The following is a 14,482-nucleotide window of genomic DNA, read 5'->3' as shown; positions in this document are numbered from 1 at the left end:
AAGAGACAATGAATCATTACACACGCTGGCTGGAACTGAAGAAAGAAAATCCCGGTAAATACGCACGTGACATTGCAGGGTTGATGAATATTAGCGAAGCCGAACTGACCTTTGCGCGCGTCGGCCATGACGCCTGGCGCTTGCGTGGCGAAGTCCGCGAAATACTCGGCGCTCTGGAAGCCGTAGGCGAAACCAAATGCATTTGCCGCAACGAATATGCGGTGCATGAACAGGTTGGCGCTTTTACCAATCAACACCTGAACGGTCATGCCGGACTGGTTCTTAATCCGCGCGCCCTCGACCTGCGCCTGTTCCTTAATCAGTGGGCAAGCGCCTTTCATATCAGTGAGACCACCGCCCACGGCGAGCGTCAGAGCATTCAGTTCTTTGACCATCAGGGGGATGCGCTGCTGAAAGTCTATGCCACACAGAATACCCTCGTTGAGGAATGGGCTGCGTTGCTGACCCGTTTCATCTTCGCTGAAAACCCGCCACTGGTACTGCAACCTGCCAACACTTCTGCGCCAGCCGTCATCACGGTCGATGCGCAGACTGTTGATCAAGAGTGGCGAGCGATGACTGATGTACATCAGTTCTTCGGTTTGCTGAAACGCCACAATCTCACCCGTCAACAGGCATTTAATCTGGTGGGCGACGATCTGGCCTGTAAAGTTTCTAATAGCGCACTGGCGCAGTTACTTGATACCGCGCGCCAGGATGGCAATGAAATTATGGTTTTCGTGGGTAATCGCGGCTGCGTACAGATTTTTACCGGCGTAATAGAAAAACTGGTGCCGATGAAAGGCTGGCTAAATATTTTCAACCCGACCTTTACCCTGCATCTGCTGGAAGAGTGCGTAGCCGAAACGTGGGTAACGCGCAAACCGACCGCCGATGGCCACGTCACCAGCCTGGAACTGTTTGCTGCCGATGGCACGCAAATTGCCCAGCTTTATGGACAGCGTACGGAAGGTGAACCAGAGCAAACACAATGGCGAGCGCAGATCGATGCCTTAACGCCAAAAGGACTGGCCGCATGAAAAAACTGCTGGTCCTGATTGCGCTGCTGCCCATCGCAGCGCTGGCTGCTGACGAAGAACGCGTTGTGGCTCTCGGTGGCGACGTCACCGAAATTGTGTATGCGCTGGATGCGCAATCATCCCTCGTGGCACGTGACAGCACCAGTCAGTGGCCACAGGAAGCGACCCAATTACCCGATGTAGGCTATTTACGTCAGCTCAACGCCGAAGGTATCCTGGCTACCCGCCCTACTCTGGTGTTAGCCAGCGCACAAGCGCAGCCTTCTCTGGCCCTGAAGCAGGTCGAACACAGCAACGTCAGGGTTGTCACGGTCCCTGCCAGTAATACGCTTAGCGTGATTGATGAGAAAGTGCAGGTCATCGCGCAGGCGACACACCAGGAGGCTAAAGGCGAAGCCCTGCGCAACACATTACGCCAGGAACTCGCGGCATTACCCGCCACGAAGCTTGATAAACGCGTTCTGTTTATTCTCAATCATGGTGGAATGACCGCAATGGCTGCAGGACAGGATACGGGGGCTGATGCCGCTATTCGAGCAGCCGGCTTACGTAACGCAATGCAGGGTTTTAGCCGTTACCAGCCGTTATCACAAGAAGGCGTCATTGCCAGCCAGCCCGATCTGGTGGTGATTTCGCAGGACGGCGTTAAGGCGATGGGTGGCGAAGATAACCTGTGGGCGCTACCGGGACTTGCGCAAACGCCTGCCGGACGCAATAAGCAGGTACTGCAGATTGATGATATGGCATTACTGGGCTTCAGCGTTCGCACGCCACAGGCCATTTTGCAGCTACGCGCCAAAGCGGAGCAATTGCCCTGATGGCCCGACGAATCACCTGCTCGTTATGGACGCTGGCCTTTATGCTGGGTGTAATGACGATACTGGCGACCGGTTTTGGCGCGTTGCGCCTGCCGGTAAGCCTGCTCTGGCAGGACGGAGATGATGCTTTGCGTCAAATCTGGCTCACCATTCGGCTACCGCGCGTTCTGCTGGCGCTGGTGATTGGCGGCTCACTGGCACTGGCAGGTTGCGTCATGCAGGGATTGTTTCGCAACCCGCTTGCCGATCCAGGGCTACTGGGTATTAGCAGCGGTGCGGCCTGCGCCGTCGCCCTGTGGGTGGTGTTACCGGTCTCATTACCCGCGTTACTCATGCTGTATGCGCCAATGATGGCGGCATTTCTCGGTGCACTGGCTGCTACCGTGGTGATTTTTATCCTCAGCCAACAGCGTGACGGTTCGCTATCGCGTCTGTTGTTGGTCGGAATTGCCATCAACGCACTCTGCGGGGCGGCGGTTGGCGTTTTGTCGTGGGTCAGTAATGATGCGCAATTGCGCCAGTTGTCGTTGTGGGGGATGGGAAGTCTGGGAGCCGCGCAGTGGTCCACGCTACTGGCTGTCACGTCACTGACTATCCCGACGGTGCTGATCATCTGGCGTCTGGCTCCGGCGCTGAACCTGCTACAACTGGGTGAGGAGGAGGCGCATTATCTCGGCGTTGATGTTCGGATGATCCAACGTATTTTGTTGTTGTGCAGCGCATTACTCGTGGCCGCTGCTGTAGCGGTCAGCGGAGTCATTGGGTTCATCGGTTTGGTTGTTCCGCATTTAATGCGTATGTGGCTCGGATCAGACCATCGGGCCGTGATCCCCGGTTCCGTTCTGGCTGGCGCATTTTTACTACTGATTGCCGATACTCTCGCCCGCACCGCAGTTGCGCCTGCGGAAATGCCGGTCGGTCTGTTGACCAGTCTTCTCGGCGCACCGTGGTTTTTATGGCTTATTTTTCGTCAGCGAGGAGCGCATGGCTGAACATTTTATTGCCGAAGGACTTCACTATCGCCTTGCTTATCGCTCAGTAATTGACGACGTATCGCTCAAACTCGCTAAAGGTGAACTGGTCGCGTTAATCGGGCCGAATGGTGCGGGAAAATCCACCCTGCTACGTCTGTTGACCGGCTTTCTTAAACCGACTGCCGGACGCTGTTTGTTAGATGGCAAATCACTGGCTGACTGGAGTACGCAGTCGCTGTCACGCCATCGCGCGGTTATGCGTCAGCAAACGCAGGTAGGTTTTGACTGGCAGACAGAAGCCGTTATCGCGATGGGCCGTGCCCCCTGGTCCCAACATCCCGAGCACGAGCTTATCGCACAGGTAATGGCAGTCACCGGCTGCACACCGTTGGCGGGCAAGCAATACGCCGCGCTTTCCGGTGGCGAACAACAACGCGTTCAGTTAGCCCGTGCGCTGGCACAATTGTGGTGCAACGCCGGACCTCGCGGTTGGCTATTTCTCGACGAACCGACGTCAGCGTTAGATCTGTACCATCAGCAACATCTGCTGAGATTACTAAAGACACTCACCGCTTCAGGAGAATTGCATGTTTGCATCATCCTTCACGATCTCAATCTGGCAGCACTGTGGGCTGACCGGATCATACTGCTCCATCAAGGAAGCATTGTGTCTCAAGGGACGCCCGACGCCGTGTTACAGGCTGATGATCTGATACGCTGGTACGGTGCTCAGGTTCACGTTGGCCAACACCCGGCCAACGCATCCCCACAAGTTTTTCTCGCGCCTTAGCTCGAACAGCTCACCTCCAGCCGTTTGCCCCAGTCAGGTGGACGGCTGATATAATCATCATCCCGATCGATAAACGGCGTACGTAACGCAGCGTGTAACCGATGTAGTTCGGTATAATCACCCTGCTCTGCCTGGCTAATTGCCCGCTGTGCCAGCCAGTTACGTAGCACCATAGCCGGATTCTCCGTCTTCATCTGCGCTTGTCTGACAACGTCAGCCACATTGTCTTGTTGCAGGCGCGTGCGGTAACGAGTGAACCAGTCGTCAAATGCCGCACGGTCAATAAACTCATCGCGCAGTGGGGACAAGGTGCTGTGTTGCTCAGTTTGGCTGAGCATGCGGAACGTTCGCGTATAGTCGCTACCTTCCCGCGCCATCAGGCTAAACAGTTCGCTAAGGATTTCGTTATCGTTTTTCTGCTCACTAAAGAAACCCAGTTTTTGCCGCATTCGTTGCCCATAGCGGGTTAGCAAGGCCAGTTGATAACCGTCCAGCGCATCATTGAGCACATCAACCGGGATGAATGGCGACAGCGTCTGCGCCAGACGTTGTAGGTTCCACAAAGCTGCAGCAGGCTGATTATCAAAACTATAGCGCCCCTGATGATCGGAGTGGTTGCAGACAAAATCTGGCACGTAATCATCAAGGAAACCGAAGGGACCATAATCCATCGTCAGACCAAGAATCGACATGTTGTCCGTGTTCATCACCCCATGCGCAAAGCCTACGGCTTGCCAGTCGGCCATTAACGTCGCGGTACGCGTAACAACATCCGTAAACCACAACTGATACTTATTTGCCTCTTCCTGCCATTGTGGCCAGTAATGACGGATCGCAAAGTCAGCAAGCTGACGTACTTTTTCCGGTTCACGACGATAATAAAAGTGCTCAAAATGGCCAAAACGCATATGGCTTTGTGCCACGCGAATGAGCATCGCGCCTGCTTCAGTGGTCTCTCGCTGCACCGGAGTCTCGCTGGTGACAATCGACAAGGCCCGGGTTGTAGGTATCCCCAAATAATGCATGGCTTCACTGGCCAGGCTCTCTCTAATCGTCGAGCGCAGCACAGCGCGCCCATCCCCCATGCGGGAATAAGGCGTTAATCCAGCGCCTTTCAGATGCCAGTCAAATGTTGAACCATCCGCAAGTTGTTGTTCGCCCAGCAGGATCCCGCGGCCATCGCCAAGCTGCCCAGCCCAGACACCGAACTGATGCCCGCTATAAACTTGCGCCAAAGGCGACATCCCAGGTAATAGCGATTCGCCCCCCCATACACCTGCCCCATCAGAAACATCAAACAACGCAGCTGGAATACCCAATTGCGCAGCCAGAGCATCGTTATGCCAGATGATGCGCGCGTTTTTCAGGGGGGTGGGCGAAAGAGCGGTATAGGTTGCTGGTAATTCATCACGCCAGCGAGTAGTAAAAGACAGGGTCATAGGGCCTCCTGTCTCTAGTGTAGACTGTTAATAGCCTGTTAAACACCAGCAAATAAAAGGGTTATCATTTTACCAGTGAAATAATTTTTGCCGGTGATACCGCCGGCCACAGTCCCCCTTGCATCGCGCTGAATCCCAAAGGTAATACCCGCGTCAGCATCTCTTGTGTATCAATACCGCTAATGATGATTGATTCGCAGCAGGGAGATAATTGCGCCAGAATAGCCCGCATAAACGGCTCAAACGAAATATGTGTAATCCGTTGTTGAACAAAGTTTTTATCCAGCACGACCCGTTTGAAAAGACCATCAAAAATTGCCCGCGTGGATATGCCCCCGGCACCGTAGTTTGTCAGTATTAATGGGAATCGCGCAGCCAGAGCCGCCAGCGTGGGATTTTCTTTGCCACTGTTTAACTCTGGATAACTTTCATTAATCGTCAGTTCAATAAATGAAAATCGTTCAACACGTGAAGCATATTCAGCGTCTGATAATAAAATATTAGCGACCGCTGGCGTTAAATTAATCCAGGCCGGAATTTTGCGTTGAATAAAAAAGTGTTGGCACGTTTCGATTAATTCCAACTTCTCGGCAAATAAGCGGCATTGCTCGTCGTCTGACATCCGGGGCATAACCAGCTCTGTTGGCATGTGTACGTCGCCATCCGGGCTGACAAAGTTTGTAACAATATCGACGAACTCAAGGTCACCTTTTTCACTTCGTGCAGGAAGAAAAGAGAACTCTGAATGATAAAGATAATCCAGTGAAACAATCATTGTGCCAGCCCCTCTGCATGGGTGTAATCCGGCATCCTGTAGCAAAGGATGGAAAAATACGTTGCTGCTGATACAAATTGAGGCCCTTTCATTTTTCCCTTTTTAGCCAGTAAATCGAATCCTTTTTTTTTAGCTTATCCTGATTATAAACGAATATCCAGCCTTGCACTTTTTAATATCTCGGGATAAATCATATTTTTAGCAAGATACGCTCTTAATGTTCAGGGTTATAGACCGACAAACAGCAGAAGTGAAAGTTGACATTTAAAATGCGGATGACGAGAAAGCCGCGAGCCGATCTCGTCACCCGCAATGATTAAATTCGGCGCGCCTGCCAAAAGTTTTTACGCCAGTAGACGTTATCCAGCGAAGAACGCATCACTCCGCGACTGGTTGAAGCATGGATAAATTGATTATTGGTATCGTAAATCCCGACATGCAGACCACTTTCACCGGAACCCGTTTTAAAGAAAACCAGATCGCCGGGTAGCAAATCATCTTTATCGATCTCAGTACCAATCTTTGATTGCGTACGCGTGTCGCGCGGGAGTTGCAGATCGAATTTGTCACGCATTGTCATCAACACAAATCCCGAACAATCCACCCCGCTACGGCTCATACCGCCATAGCGATAGGGAGTACCATGCCAGGTTTGCAACTGATCGTTAAGACCTGCGATAACGGCGATAGAGTCCGACAGTCGGGCATTTGGCGCAGGAGCACGATGGCTGCTGCACCCCGCCAAAAACAATGCTGTGATGAAAAGGAGCCAAAAGCGCATTCAGGACGAATCCTCTGATTTTTATTTTTGTGTCAATTTAGCGTGGAAATTATGTGATTTTCAAGAACCCATTTAACTTAAGTGGTTGATATGAGCATTCTGTGGCCTTCAATATCCAGGCGACGGAAATTTACACCGTAGGCTAACGACAGATTGGCTGGCGTTAGCACCACATCACGCGCACCGCTCGCCAGCAGCTTTCCGCGCTTGAGCAACCACGCCTTGTGCGCATGGCGTAGCGTATGGTTAAGATCATGACTGCTCATCACAATGGCGATTCCCTGCAGACACAGCTGGCTCAACAATCTGTCCAGCGCGTTTTGTTGCGCCACGTCCAGGCTATTCATCGGCTCATCCAGCAACAAAAGTTGCCCATGCGGATTAGACTGGGGGCTCATTTGCAGGATGACGGCCGCCAGACGCACACGTTGCCATTCACCCCCTGAAAGCTGATTAACACCACGTCCTAGTTTATCTCCCAGCCCAAGCGCATCAGCCACCTCCTGCAGCAGGTCTGTTCGCGCTTTATCAGGCTGATGCAGCGTCAGAAAATGCCAGACCGGCATCGCAAAAGGCGGATTTTGCTGTTGCGCAAGATAAGCACGATATTGCGCCAGCTTCGCTGCCGGCCAATCACCGAGGGGTGTATCACCAAAGGTGATGCACCCCTCTCCGGTCGTCAGTCCCGCCATTCGCGCCAACAACGTACTTTTCCCCGCGCCGTTGGGGCCCACTAAATGCAGGATCTCTCCTGCTTTAATTTCACCAGATAGCGGGCCGAGTCGGGTCGATTCCGCAACATCCTGTAGCAGCATTAATCGGGACATTAGTTAGCCAATGCAGTCTTTATAGCGTGTACAAGAACCGGGTCCTCAGGCGTCATATCAGGTGAATAACGCTGCAGCACCTGTCCATCCCGACCGACTAAGAACTTCTCGAAGTTCCACAGAATATCGTCCGGGTAGAGCGGTGCCCGGCCTTTACTCGCCATACGCGCATAAAATCCGCTATCTGCAGGTGCAACCGCAGTGGGTGCCGCATCAATCAGCTTCTGATACAACGGATGGCGGGCTTCGCCATTGACATCAATCTTACTGAACATCGGGAAGGTAACGCCCCAGGTTGTGCTGCAATACGTCTTAATCTCGTCTTCACTGCCGGGCTCCTGCCCCAGAAACTGGTTGCAGGGGAATCCCAGAACGGTGAAACCCTGCCCATGCCAGGTTTTCTGCAGGTTTTCCAGTTGCTCATACTGCGGCGTTAACCCACATTTTGAGGCTACGTTGACGATTAACAGTACATTTCCGGCATACGCCTGCAATGAGGTCGCCTCGCCGTCGATGGTTGTCACTTCCGTATTAAAAAGCGTGTTTTGCATAGCATCTCCAGAACAACAGGTGAATAGTGGGATGACCCTGTTCAGCTTTTAAGCATAGACCGAACCTGCGCTTTCTAGCGCGCAGCTTTTAACAATAACCAGATAAATACCGGTGCGCCCATCGTGGCCGTCACCACGCCAATGGGTAATTCAGCCGATGCCAGTACCAGACGTGCGACAACATCAGCAAACAGTAGTGCAATTGCCCCCGCCAGCGCACACCCAGGGAGTAAAACGCGGTGATCGGTTAATCCACACAGTCGCAGAATATGAGGGATTACCAGCCCGATAAAACCAATTGCCCCTGCCAGCGCCACGCTCACGCCAACCATCCATCCCGTGGCAACCACCAGCAAGTTGCGCCAGAACCATAAAGGCAGCCCCAGCTGGCGCGCGGAGGTTTCCCCCAGCGCCAGCATATTCATCGGCTGCGACTGACAGCAGATCCACACCAGCACCGGAATCAATGCCACCATGAGCCAGGCCTGATGCCAGTCTACGCCGCCGAAGCCCCCCATCATCCAGTACATCAACTGTCGAAGATCAAAAGAGGTGGAAAAATAGATAGCCCAAGTCATCAGCGCGCTGCAGATAATCCCCAGCGCCACGCCGGCCAACAGCAAACGACTGGTCGATAAATGTCGGCGGGCAAAACGAAGAAGAATGAGGGTGATAATCAGCGCGCCAGCAATGGCGCATAGGCCCAATGCCCAGCCGGGCAATCGCCCTTGCCCCAACAGCACAGCCGCAATAAGCCCTACCCCCGCGCCATTAGACACGCCGAGTAAACCAGGCTCCGCGAGCGGGTTTTCAAACAGCGCCTGCATCACCGCGCCAGCCAGGGCCAGTGCGGCGCCTACCAGCAATACGGCAAGTGTACGGGGCAGTCGAATTTGCCAGACGAACAGATCGCCGCGAGCGCTAAACCAATCGCCGGGAGCAATCCACTGTTCTCCTGCGCATAAACTTATCATGGTTGCCAGCAGCATCAGCACTGACAGAGACAGTATCCAGCGCACGTTTCGTCGCTGCTGTTGGTGGGCGAAAGTCAGCATGTTTTCCATTCTGCTGAAAAAAGATGGGGAGATTCTACGGTGCTGATTCAGTAGTGAAAAGGAAAAAGGCCGCATAGCGGCCTTTTTAGTTATACGCGTCATACTTTGCGTATCGTTAAATCACTCTTCTTTGGGCGTTGCGTTTTCAACCCGGCTTTTTAACTTCTGCCCGGGTCTGAAGGTCACCACGCGCCGTGCTGTAATGGGAATATCTTCGCCCGTTTTCGGGTTACGTCCCGGACGTTGATTCTTATCACGCAGATCGAAGTTACCAAAACCAGAGAGTTTTACCTGCTCACCGTTTTCCAGAGCACGACGGATCTCTTCGAAAAACAGCTCGACCAGTTCTTTGGCATCCCGCTTGCTAAGCCCAAGCTTATCAAACAGATATTCTGACATTTCAGCTTTTGTAAGCGCCATAGGTTCAATCCCTCAATGATGCCTGGAATCGCTCTTTTAATGCCTCTACACATTTGGCGACGGTAGCGGCAATCTCCTCTTCTTCAAGTGTACGGCTGGTATCCTGAAGGATCAGGCTGATAGCGAGGCTCTTATAACCCTCCGCAACACCCTTACCGCGGTACACGTCAAACAAGTTTACGCCAACTACCTGATTTACGCCAACTTTCTTACATTCGGATAAAATATCCGCTGCGGGAACGTTTTCTGCCACAACAACGGCGATGTCACGGCGGTTCGCCGGGAAGCGAGAAACTTCACGCGCCTGAGGCACCACGCGGTCTGCGAGCTTATTCCACTCCAGTTCGAACACCAGAGTGCGACCGTTCAGATCCAGTTTACGTTCCAGCTCAGGATGAACAACCCCAATGAAACCAATACGTTCACCTTTCAGATAAATCGCCGCAGACTGACCCGGATGCAGGGCTGGATTCGCTTCAGCTTTGAACTGGATGTCCGCCAGTTTGCCTGTCAGGTCGAGAACCGCTTCCAGATCGCCCTTCAGATCATAGAAATCAACCGTCTCTTTCGCCAGATTCCAGTGTTCATCATGACGGTTGCCGCAGATCACGCCCGCCAGCATCAGATCCTGACGGATCCCGAGGTTAGCCTGCGTATCCGGTACAAAACGCAAACCTGTTTCAAAAATACGCACACGGTTTTGCTGACGGTTTTGGTTATAAACCACCGTGGACAGCAAACCGGTCCACAGAGACAGACGCATTGCTGACATATCGATAGAGATTGGGCTTGGCAGCAGCAGCGCTTCTTCACCCGGGTGCAGCAGCGACTGGACTTTCGGGTCGACGAAGCTGTAGGTAATTACTTCCTGGTAGCCTTTGTCATTCAGCATGGTTTTTACACGTTTCAGCGACAAATCCGCTTCACGATGCGTACCCATGATAAGACCCGCCTGAATCGGTGTGTTCGGGATATTGTCGTAGCCGTATACGCGGGCGACTTCTTCGACCAGGTCTTCTTCGATTTCCATATCGAAACGCCAGCTCGGCGCGATTGCTTTCCACTCATCCTGCCCTTCCGTCACGTCACAACCCAGACGACGCAGAATGTCGCTCACCTGCTCATCCGCAATATGGTGTCCGATCAGACGATCCAGTTTGCTACGACGAAGCGTAATGGTTGCGCGTTTTGGCAGCGTGTCTTCGTTTGTCACGTCAATGACTGGACCCGCTTCGCCACCGCAGATATCGATCAGCAGGCGCGTTGCACGTTCCATGGCCTTATGTTGCAGAGCCGGATCAACACCACGCTCATAGCGGTGTGAAGCATCGGTGTGCAGACCGTGACGACGTGCGCGACCGGTAATAGACAGCGGGCTGAAGAATGCACATTCCAGCAGGACGTTTTGCGTTTCATCATTCACGCCGGAATGTTCGCCACCAAAGATGCCGCCCATCGCCAGCGCTTTGTTATGGTCCGCAATCACCAGCGTATCCGCATTCAGCTTCGCTTCGCTGCCATCCAGCAATACCAGGGGTTCACCCTCTTTTGCCATACGGACAACAATTCCGCCTTCAATGCGGTCTTTGTCGAATGCGTGCATCGGCTGGCCCAGTTCGAGCAGCACATAGTTAGTCACGTCAACCACGGCATCGATTGAACGAATACCGCAACGACGCAGTTTTTCTTTCATCCACAGCGGTGTCGGCGCTTTAACATTGATGCCTTTAACCACGCGGCCCAGATAGCGAGGGCAGGCTTCTACGGCTTCGACCTGAATCGGCAGGACGTCGCTAATGGTTGCCGCTACAGGCGCGATTTCCGGCTCAACCAGCGGTGCTTTGTTCAGCACAGCGACATCACGTGCGACACCGATAATGCCTAAGCAGTCGGCGCGGTTCGGCGTGACGCTAATTTCGATAGTGTTGTCGTCAAGCTTAAGGTATTCACGGATATCGGTGCCAATTGGCGCATCGGCAGGCAGTTCGATAATCCCGTTATGATCATCGGAAATACCCAGCTCAGAGAATGAGCACAGCATACCTTCAGACGGCTCACCGCGCAGTTTTGCGGCTTTGATTTTGAAATCGCCCGGCAGAACGGCACCCACGGTTGCCACGGCCACTTTCAGCCCCTGACGGCAGTTTGGCGCACCGCAGACGATATCCAGCAGACGGTCGCCGCCTACATTCACTTTGGTGACACGCAGTTTGTCAGCATTCGGGTGCTGGCCACATTCAACCACTTCACCCACCACAACGCCGTTGAACGCGCCGGAAACAGGTTCCACACCGTCAACTTCCAGACCCGCCATCGTAATTTGGTTTGACAGCGCATCGCTATCAATCGCCGGGTTAACCCATTCGCGTAACCACAGTTCACTGAATTTCATTGTATTACCCTGCCTTTATTTAAACTGTTTGAGGAAACGCAGATCGTTTTCGAAGAAAGAACGCAGATCGGTAACGCCGTAACGCAGCATGGTCAGACGCTCCATCCCCATTCCGAAGGCAAAACCGGAGTAGATTTCTGGATCGATACCGACGTTACGCAGCACGTTCGGGTGAACCATTCCGCAGCCCAGTACTTCCAGCCATTTTCCGTTTTTGCCCATGACGTCAACTTCCGCAGAAGGTTCAGTGAACGGGAAGTAAGAAGGACGGAAACGAACCTGCAGGTCTTCTTCAAAGAAGTTGCGCAGGAAATCGTGCAGCGTACCTTTCAGGTTGGTGAAGTTGATATTGGTATCAACGATCAAGCCTTCCATCTGATGGAACATCGGGGTGTGCGTCTGATCGTAGTCGTTACGATAAACGCGGCCCGGGGCGATAATACGGATCGGCGGCTGTTTTTCCTTCATGGTGCGGATCTGCACGCCGGAAGTCTGCGTACGCAGCAAACGCGTCGCGTCAAACCAGAAAGTGTCGTGGTCAGCGCGCGCCGGATGATGGCCAGGAATGTTCAGCGCATCGAAGTTATGATAGTCATCTTCGATTTCCGGACCAGTCGCCACGGTAAAGCCCAGCTCACCAAAGAAACTTTCAATCCTGTCAATTGTACGCGTTACAGGATGCAGACCGCCGTTTTCGATACGACGCCCTGGCAGGGAGATATCGATAGTTTCTTCTGCCAGACGGGCATTCAGGGCAGCACTTTCTAATTCGGCCTTACGCGCGTTCAGCGCTTGCTGCACCTGCTCTTTGGCTTCGTTTATCACCGCACCTGCTGCCGGGCGCTCTTCTGGCGGCAGTTCGCGCAGGGTTGTCATCTGAAGGGTCAGGTGCCCTTTCTTGCCCAAATATTCGACGCGGACATTGTCTAACGCGGCAACATCTGAAGCCTGGTTAATGGCGGCCGTTGCACTGGCAACCAGCTCTGCGAGATGTGACATGGTTTTCCTCGTTATGTTGCGATATTCACTAGTCGCTCATATATACGCAAAATCATTCAAGTTGTATCAACGCAGCAAAAGAGCGAATGCAGCCAATACAGAGACAACTTGAAGGATGACGCGTATAAAAAAAGCCTCCACCAGGGAGGCTTTTAGGCGCTGTTTTCCGTTTCTTCTTTCACGCGCAAGCCTCCTGATTTCAGGTGCTAAAGTAAAAGAAGAAGCGGAAAATAGCAGCATTCATGCTTGCGTTACCTTGTGTGGTAAAAACCGGACAACCTTTATTGAAAAGGCTTACGGATAAATTGTCAACTAATTGATTGTACTGCAAATAAAAGAGAGGGAGCCAGGCTCCCTCTTTTCACCGGCTTATGCCAGAGCTGCTTTCGCTTTTTCGACCAGAGCGGTGAACGCTACTTTGTCGAATACTGCGATGTCAGCCAGGATCTTACGGTCGATTTCAACAGAGGCTTTTTTCAGGCCGTTGATGAATTTGCTGTAAGAAATACCGTTCTGACGTGCTGCTGCGTTGATACGCGCAATCCACAGTTGACGGAACTGACGCTTTTTCTGACGACGGTCACGATAAGCGTACTGACCAGCTTTGATAACAGCCTGGAAGGCAACGCGGTATACGCGAGAACGCGCACCGTAGTAGCCTTTAGCTTGTTTCAAAATTTTCTTGTGACGTGCACGGGCAACTACACCACGTTTTACGCGAGCCATATGTGCTCTCCTGTCTCTATATTCTTAGTAAAAAAATGAATTAAACGTTAACGGCTTATGCGTACGGCAGGCACGCGATAACCAGACCCAGATCGCCTTTAGACACGAGGCCTTTTGGACGCAGGTGACGTTTACGCTTAGTAGATTTTTTGGTCAGAATATGACGCAGGTTTGCGTGCTTACGCTTAAATCCACCACCACCGGTTTTTTTGAAACGCTTAGCAGCACCGCGTACGGTCTTAATTTTTGGCATTTTAATAACTTCCACTTCGCATTGTTAATAAACGAAACGTAGGCGAACAACGGCTGTGGAACCCGTAGGCTCCACAGACATTGCTACTTGAAGGCCTTACTGTTTCTTCTTAGGAGCGAGCACCATGATCATCTGGCGGCCTTCGATCTTCGTAGGGAAGGATTCGACTACTGCCAGTTCACTCAGATCGTCACGGACGCGGTTGAGCACTTCCATACCGATCTGTTGGTGGGCCATCTCACGACCGCGAAAACGCAGCGTGATCTTAGCCTTATCGCCATCTTCCAGAAAGCGTACCAGGCTGCGGAGTTTTACCTGGTAATCGCCATCGTCGGTGCCAGGACGGAATTTAATTTCCTTAACCTGGATAACTTTTTGCTTTTTCTTCTGTTCCTTAGAAGACTTACTCTTTTCATAAAGGAACTTGCCGTAGTCCATAATACGACAAACTGGCGGTTCGGCGTTAGGGCTGATTTCAACTAAATCTACTCCAGCTTCTTCAGCCTTTTCGATCGCTTCTCTCAGACTCACAATACCCAAAGCTTCGCCTTCCAGACCTGTTAAGCGAACTTCCAGGGCGCGAATCTCGCCATTGATACGATTCGGACGTGCCGTTTGAACTCGTTTTCCGCCTTTAATACC

The 14,482-nt window shown here is 52.5% G+C and carries 17 protein-coding genes and 1 other annotated feature; of the genes, 4 read left to right on the top strand and 13 right to left on the bottom strand.

Annotation, left to right across the window (positions count from 1 at the left end; translation table 11 throughout):
• The first annotated feature begins 8 nt into the window (after window positions 1–8).
• Genes chuS through AL515_RS11430 form a run of 4 tightly spaced genes read left to right on the top strand, consistent with a single transcriptional unit; the run spans window position 9 to window position 3,622 of the window.
• On the top strand, window positions 9–1,040 hold the full coding sequence (chuS, locus tag AL515_RS11445) for a hematinate-forming heme oxygenase ChuS (RefSeq protein ID WP_061067792.1): 1,032 nt from the start codon (window positions 9–11) through the stop codon (window positions 1,038–1,040).
• On the top strand, window positions 1,037–1,858 hold the full coding sequence (locus AL515_RS11440; protein WP_061067791.1) for a heme/hemin ABC transporter substrate-binding protein: 822 nt from the start codon (window positions 1,037–1,039) through the stop codon (window positions 1,856–1,858). The genes chuS and AL515_RS11440 overlap by 4 nt, the downstream gene beginning before the upstream one ends.
• Window positions 1,858–2,850 (top strand): FecCD family ABC transporter permease, encoded by a 993-nt coding sequence (locus tag AL515_RS11435; protein WP_061067790.1) that lies wholly within the window; start codon window positions 1,858–1,860, stop codon window positions 2,848–2,850. Before AL515_RS11440 ends, AL515_RS11435 begins: the two co-directional genes overlap by 1 nt.
• Complete coding sequence (locus AL515_RS11430; RefSeq protein WP_048211867.1) at window positions 2,843–3,622, top strand: heme ABC transporter ATP-binding protein; 780 nt, start codon at window positions 2,843–2,845, stop codon at window positions 3,620–3,622. The genes AL515_RS11435 and AL515_RS11430 overlap by 8 nt, the downstream gene beginning before the upstream one ends.
• Here AL515_RS11430 and selO read toward each other — a convergent pair.
• The 13 genes from selO to infC form a co-directional block, all read right to left on the bottom strand.
• A complete protein-coding gene (gene selO / locus AL515_RS11425) occupies window positions 3,619–5,061 on the bottom strand; it encodes a protein adenylyltransferase SelO (protein WP_048211868.1) in 1,443 nt (480 codons plus the stop codon). The genes AL515_RS11430 and selO overlap by 4 nt on opposite strands.
• Before the next feature lie 64 nt (window positions 5,062–5,125).
• A complete protein-coding gene (locus AL515_RS11420) occupies window positions 5,126–5,836 on the bottom strand; it encodes an EAL domain-containing protein (protein ID WP_061067789.1) in 711 nt (236 codons plus the stop codon).
• 316 nt (window positions 5,837–6,152) lie between these two features.
• A complete protein-coding gene (locus tag AL515_RS11415; protein WP_003832591.1) occupies window positions 6,153–6,617 on the bottom strand; it encodes an NlpC/P60 family protein in 465 nt (154 codons plus the stop codon).
• A 77-nt stretch (window positions 6,618–6,694) separates the two neighbouring features.
• On the bottom strand, window positions 6,695–7,444 hold the full coding sequence (gene btuD / locus AL515_RS11410; protein ID WP_061067788.1) for a vitamin B12 ABC transporter ATP-binding protein BtuD: 750 nt from the start codon (window positions 7,442–7,444) through the stop codon (window positions 6,695–6,697).
• A complete protein-coding gene (locus AL515_RS11405) occupies window positions 7,444–7,995 on the bottom strand; it encodes a glutathione peroxidase (protein WP_048211871.1) in 552 nt (183 codons plus the stop codon). The genes btuD and AL515_RS11405 overlap by 1 nt, the downstream gene beginning before the upstream one ends.
• A 74-nt stretch (window positions 7,996–8,069) precedes the next feature.
• Window positions 8,070–9,050: a vitamin B12 ABC transporter permease BtuC gene (gene btuC / locus AL515_RS11400; protein ID WP_101741707.1), complete on the bottom strand. Its 981-nt coding sequence runs from the start codon at window positions 9,048–9,050 to the stop codon at window positions 8,070–8,072.
• A 120-nt stretch (window positions 9,051–9,170) separates the two neighbouring features.
• A complete protein-coding gene (gene ihfA, locus AL515_RS11395) occupies window positions 9,171–9,470 on the bottom strand; it encodes an integration host factor subunit alpha (RefSeq protein ID WP_003030571.1) in 300 nt (99 codons plus the stop codon).
• A gap of 4 nt (window positions 9,471–9,474) precedes the next feature.
• On the bottom strand, window positions 9,475–11,862 hold the full coding sequence (gene pheT / locus AL515_RS11390) for a phenylalanine--tRNA ligase subunit beta (protein WP_061067787.1): 2,388 nt from the start codon (window positions 11,860–11,862) through the stop codon (window positions 9,475–9,477).
• Between the two features lie 15 nt (window positions 11,863–11,877).
• Window positions 11,878–12,861, bottom strand: a complete 984-nt coding sequence (pheS, locus tag AL515_RS11385; protein ID WP_003832580.1) for a phenylalanine--tRNA ligase subunit alpha — start codon at window positions 12,859–12,861, stop codon at window positions 11,878–11,880.
• 124 nt (window positions 12,862–12,985) lie between these two features.
• Window positions 12,986–13,110 (bottom strand) — a sequence feature (Phe leader region).
• Window positions 13,061–13,105, bottom strand: a complete 45-nt coding sequence (gene pheM / locus AL515_RS23800) for a pheST operon leader peptide PheM (RefSeq protein ID WP_001386830.1) — start codon at window positions 13,103–13,105, stop codon at window positions 13,061–13,063. It overlaps the preceding feature by 45 nt.
• 120 nt (window positions 13,111–13,230) lie before the next feature.
• On the bottom strand, window positions 13,231–13,587 hold the full coding sequence (gene rplT, locus AL515_RS11375; protein WP_003030578.1) for a 50S ribosomal protein L20: 357 nt from the start codon (window positions 13,585–13,587) through the stop codon (window positions 13,231–13,233).
• Window positions 13,588–13,642: 55 nt separating this feature from the next.
• Window positions 13,643–13,840: a 50S ribosomal protein L35 gene (gene rpmI / locus AL515_RS11370; protein WP_003030583.1), complete on the bottom strand. Its 198-nt coding sequence runs from the start codon at window positions 13,838–13,840 to the stop codon at window positions 13,643–13,645.
• 96 nt (window positions 13,841–13,936) lie between these two features.
• Window positions 13,937–14,479, bottom strand: coding sequence for a translation initiation factor IF-3 (gene infC, locus AL515_RS11365; RefSeq protein WP_048997935.1), 543 nt, complete (start codon window positions 14,477–14,479; stop codon window positions 13,937–13,939).
• Window positions 14,480–14,482 lie beyond the last annotated feature (3 nt).

Origin of the sequence: Citrobacter sp. FDAARGOS_156 (genome assembly GCF_001559235.2) — a bacterium.
Lineage (GTDB): Bacteria > Pseudomonadota > Gammaproteobacteria > Enterobacterales > Enterobacteriaceae > Citrobacter > Citrobacter youngae.
Note: the sequence above shows the minus strand (reverse complement) of the source record. Positions and strands in the feature narration are given on the sequence as shown.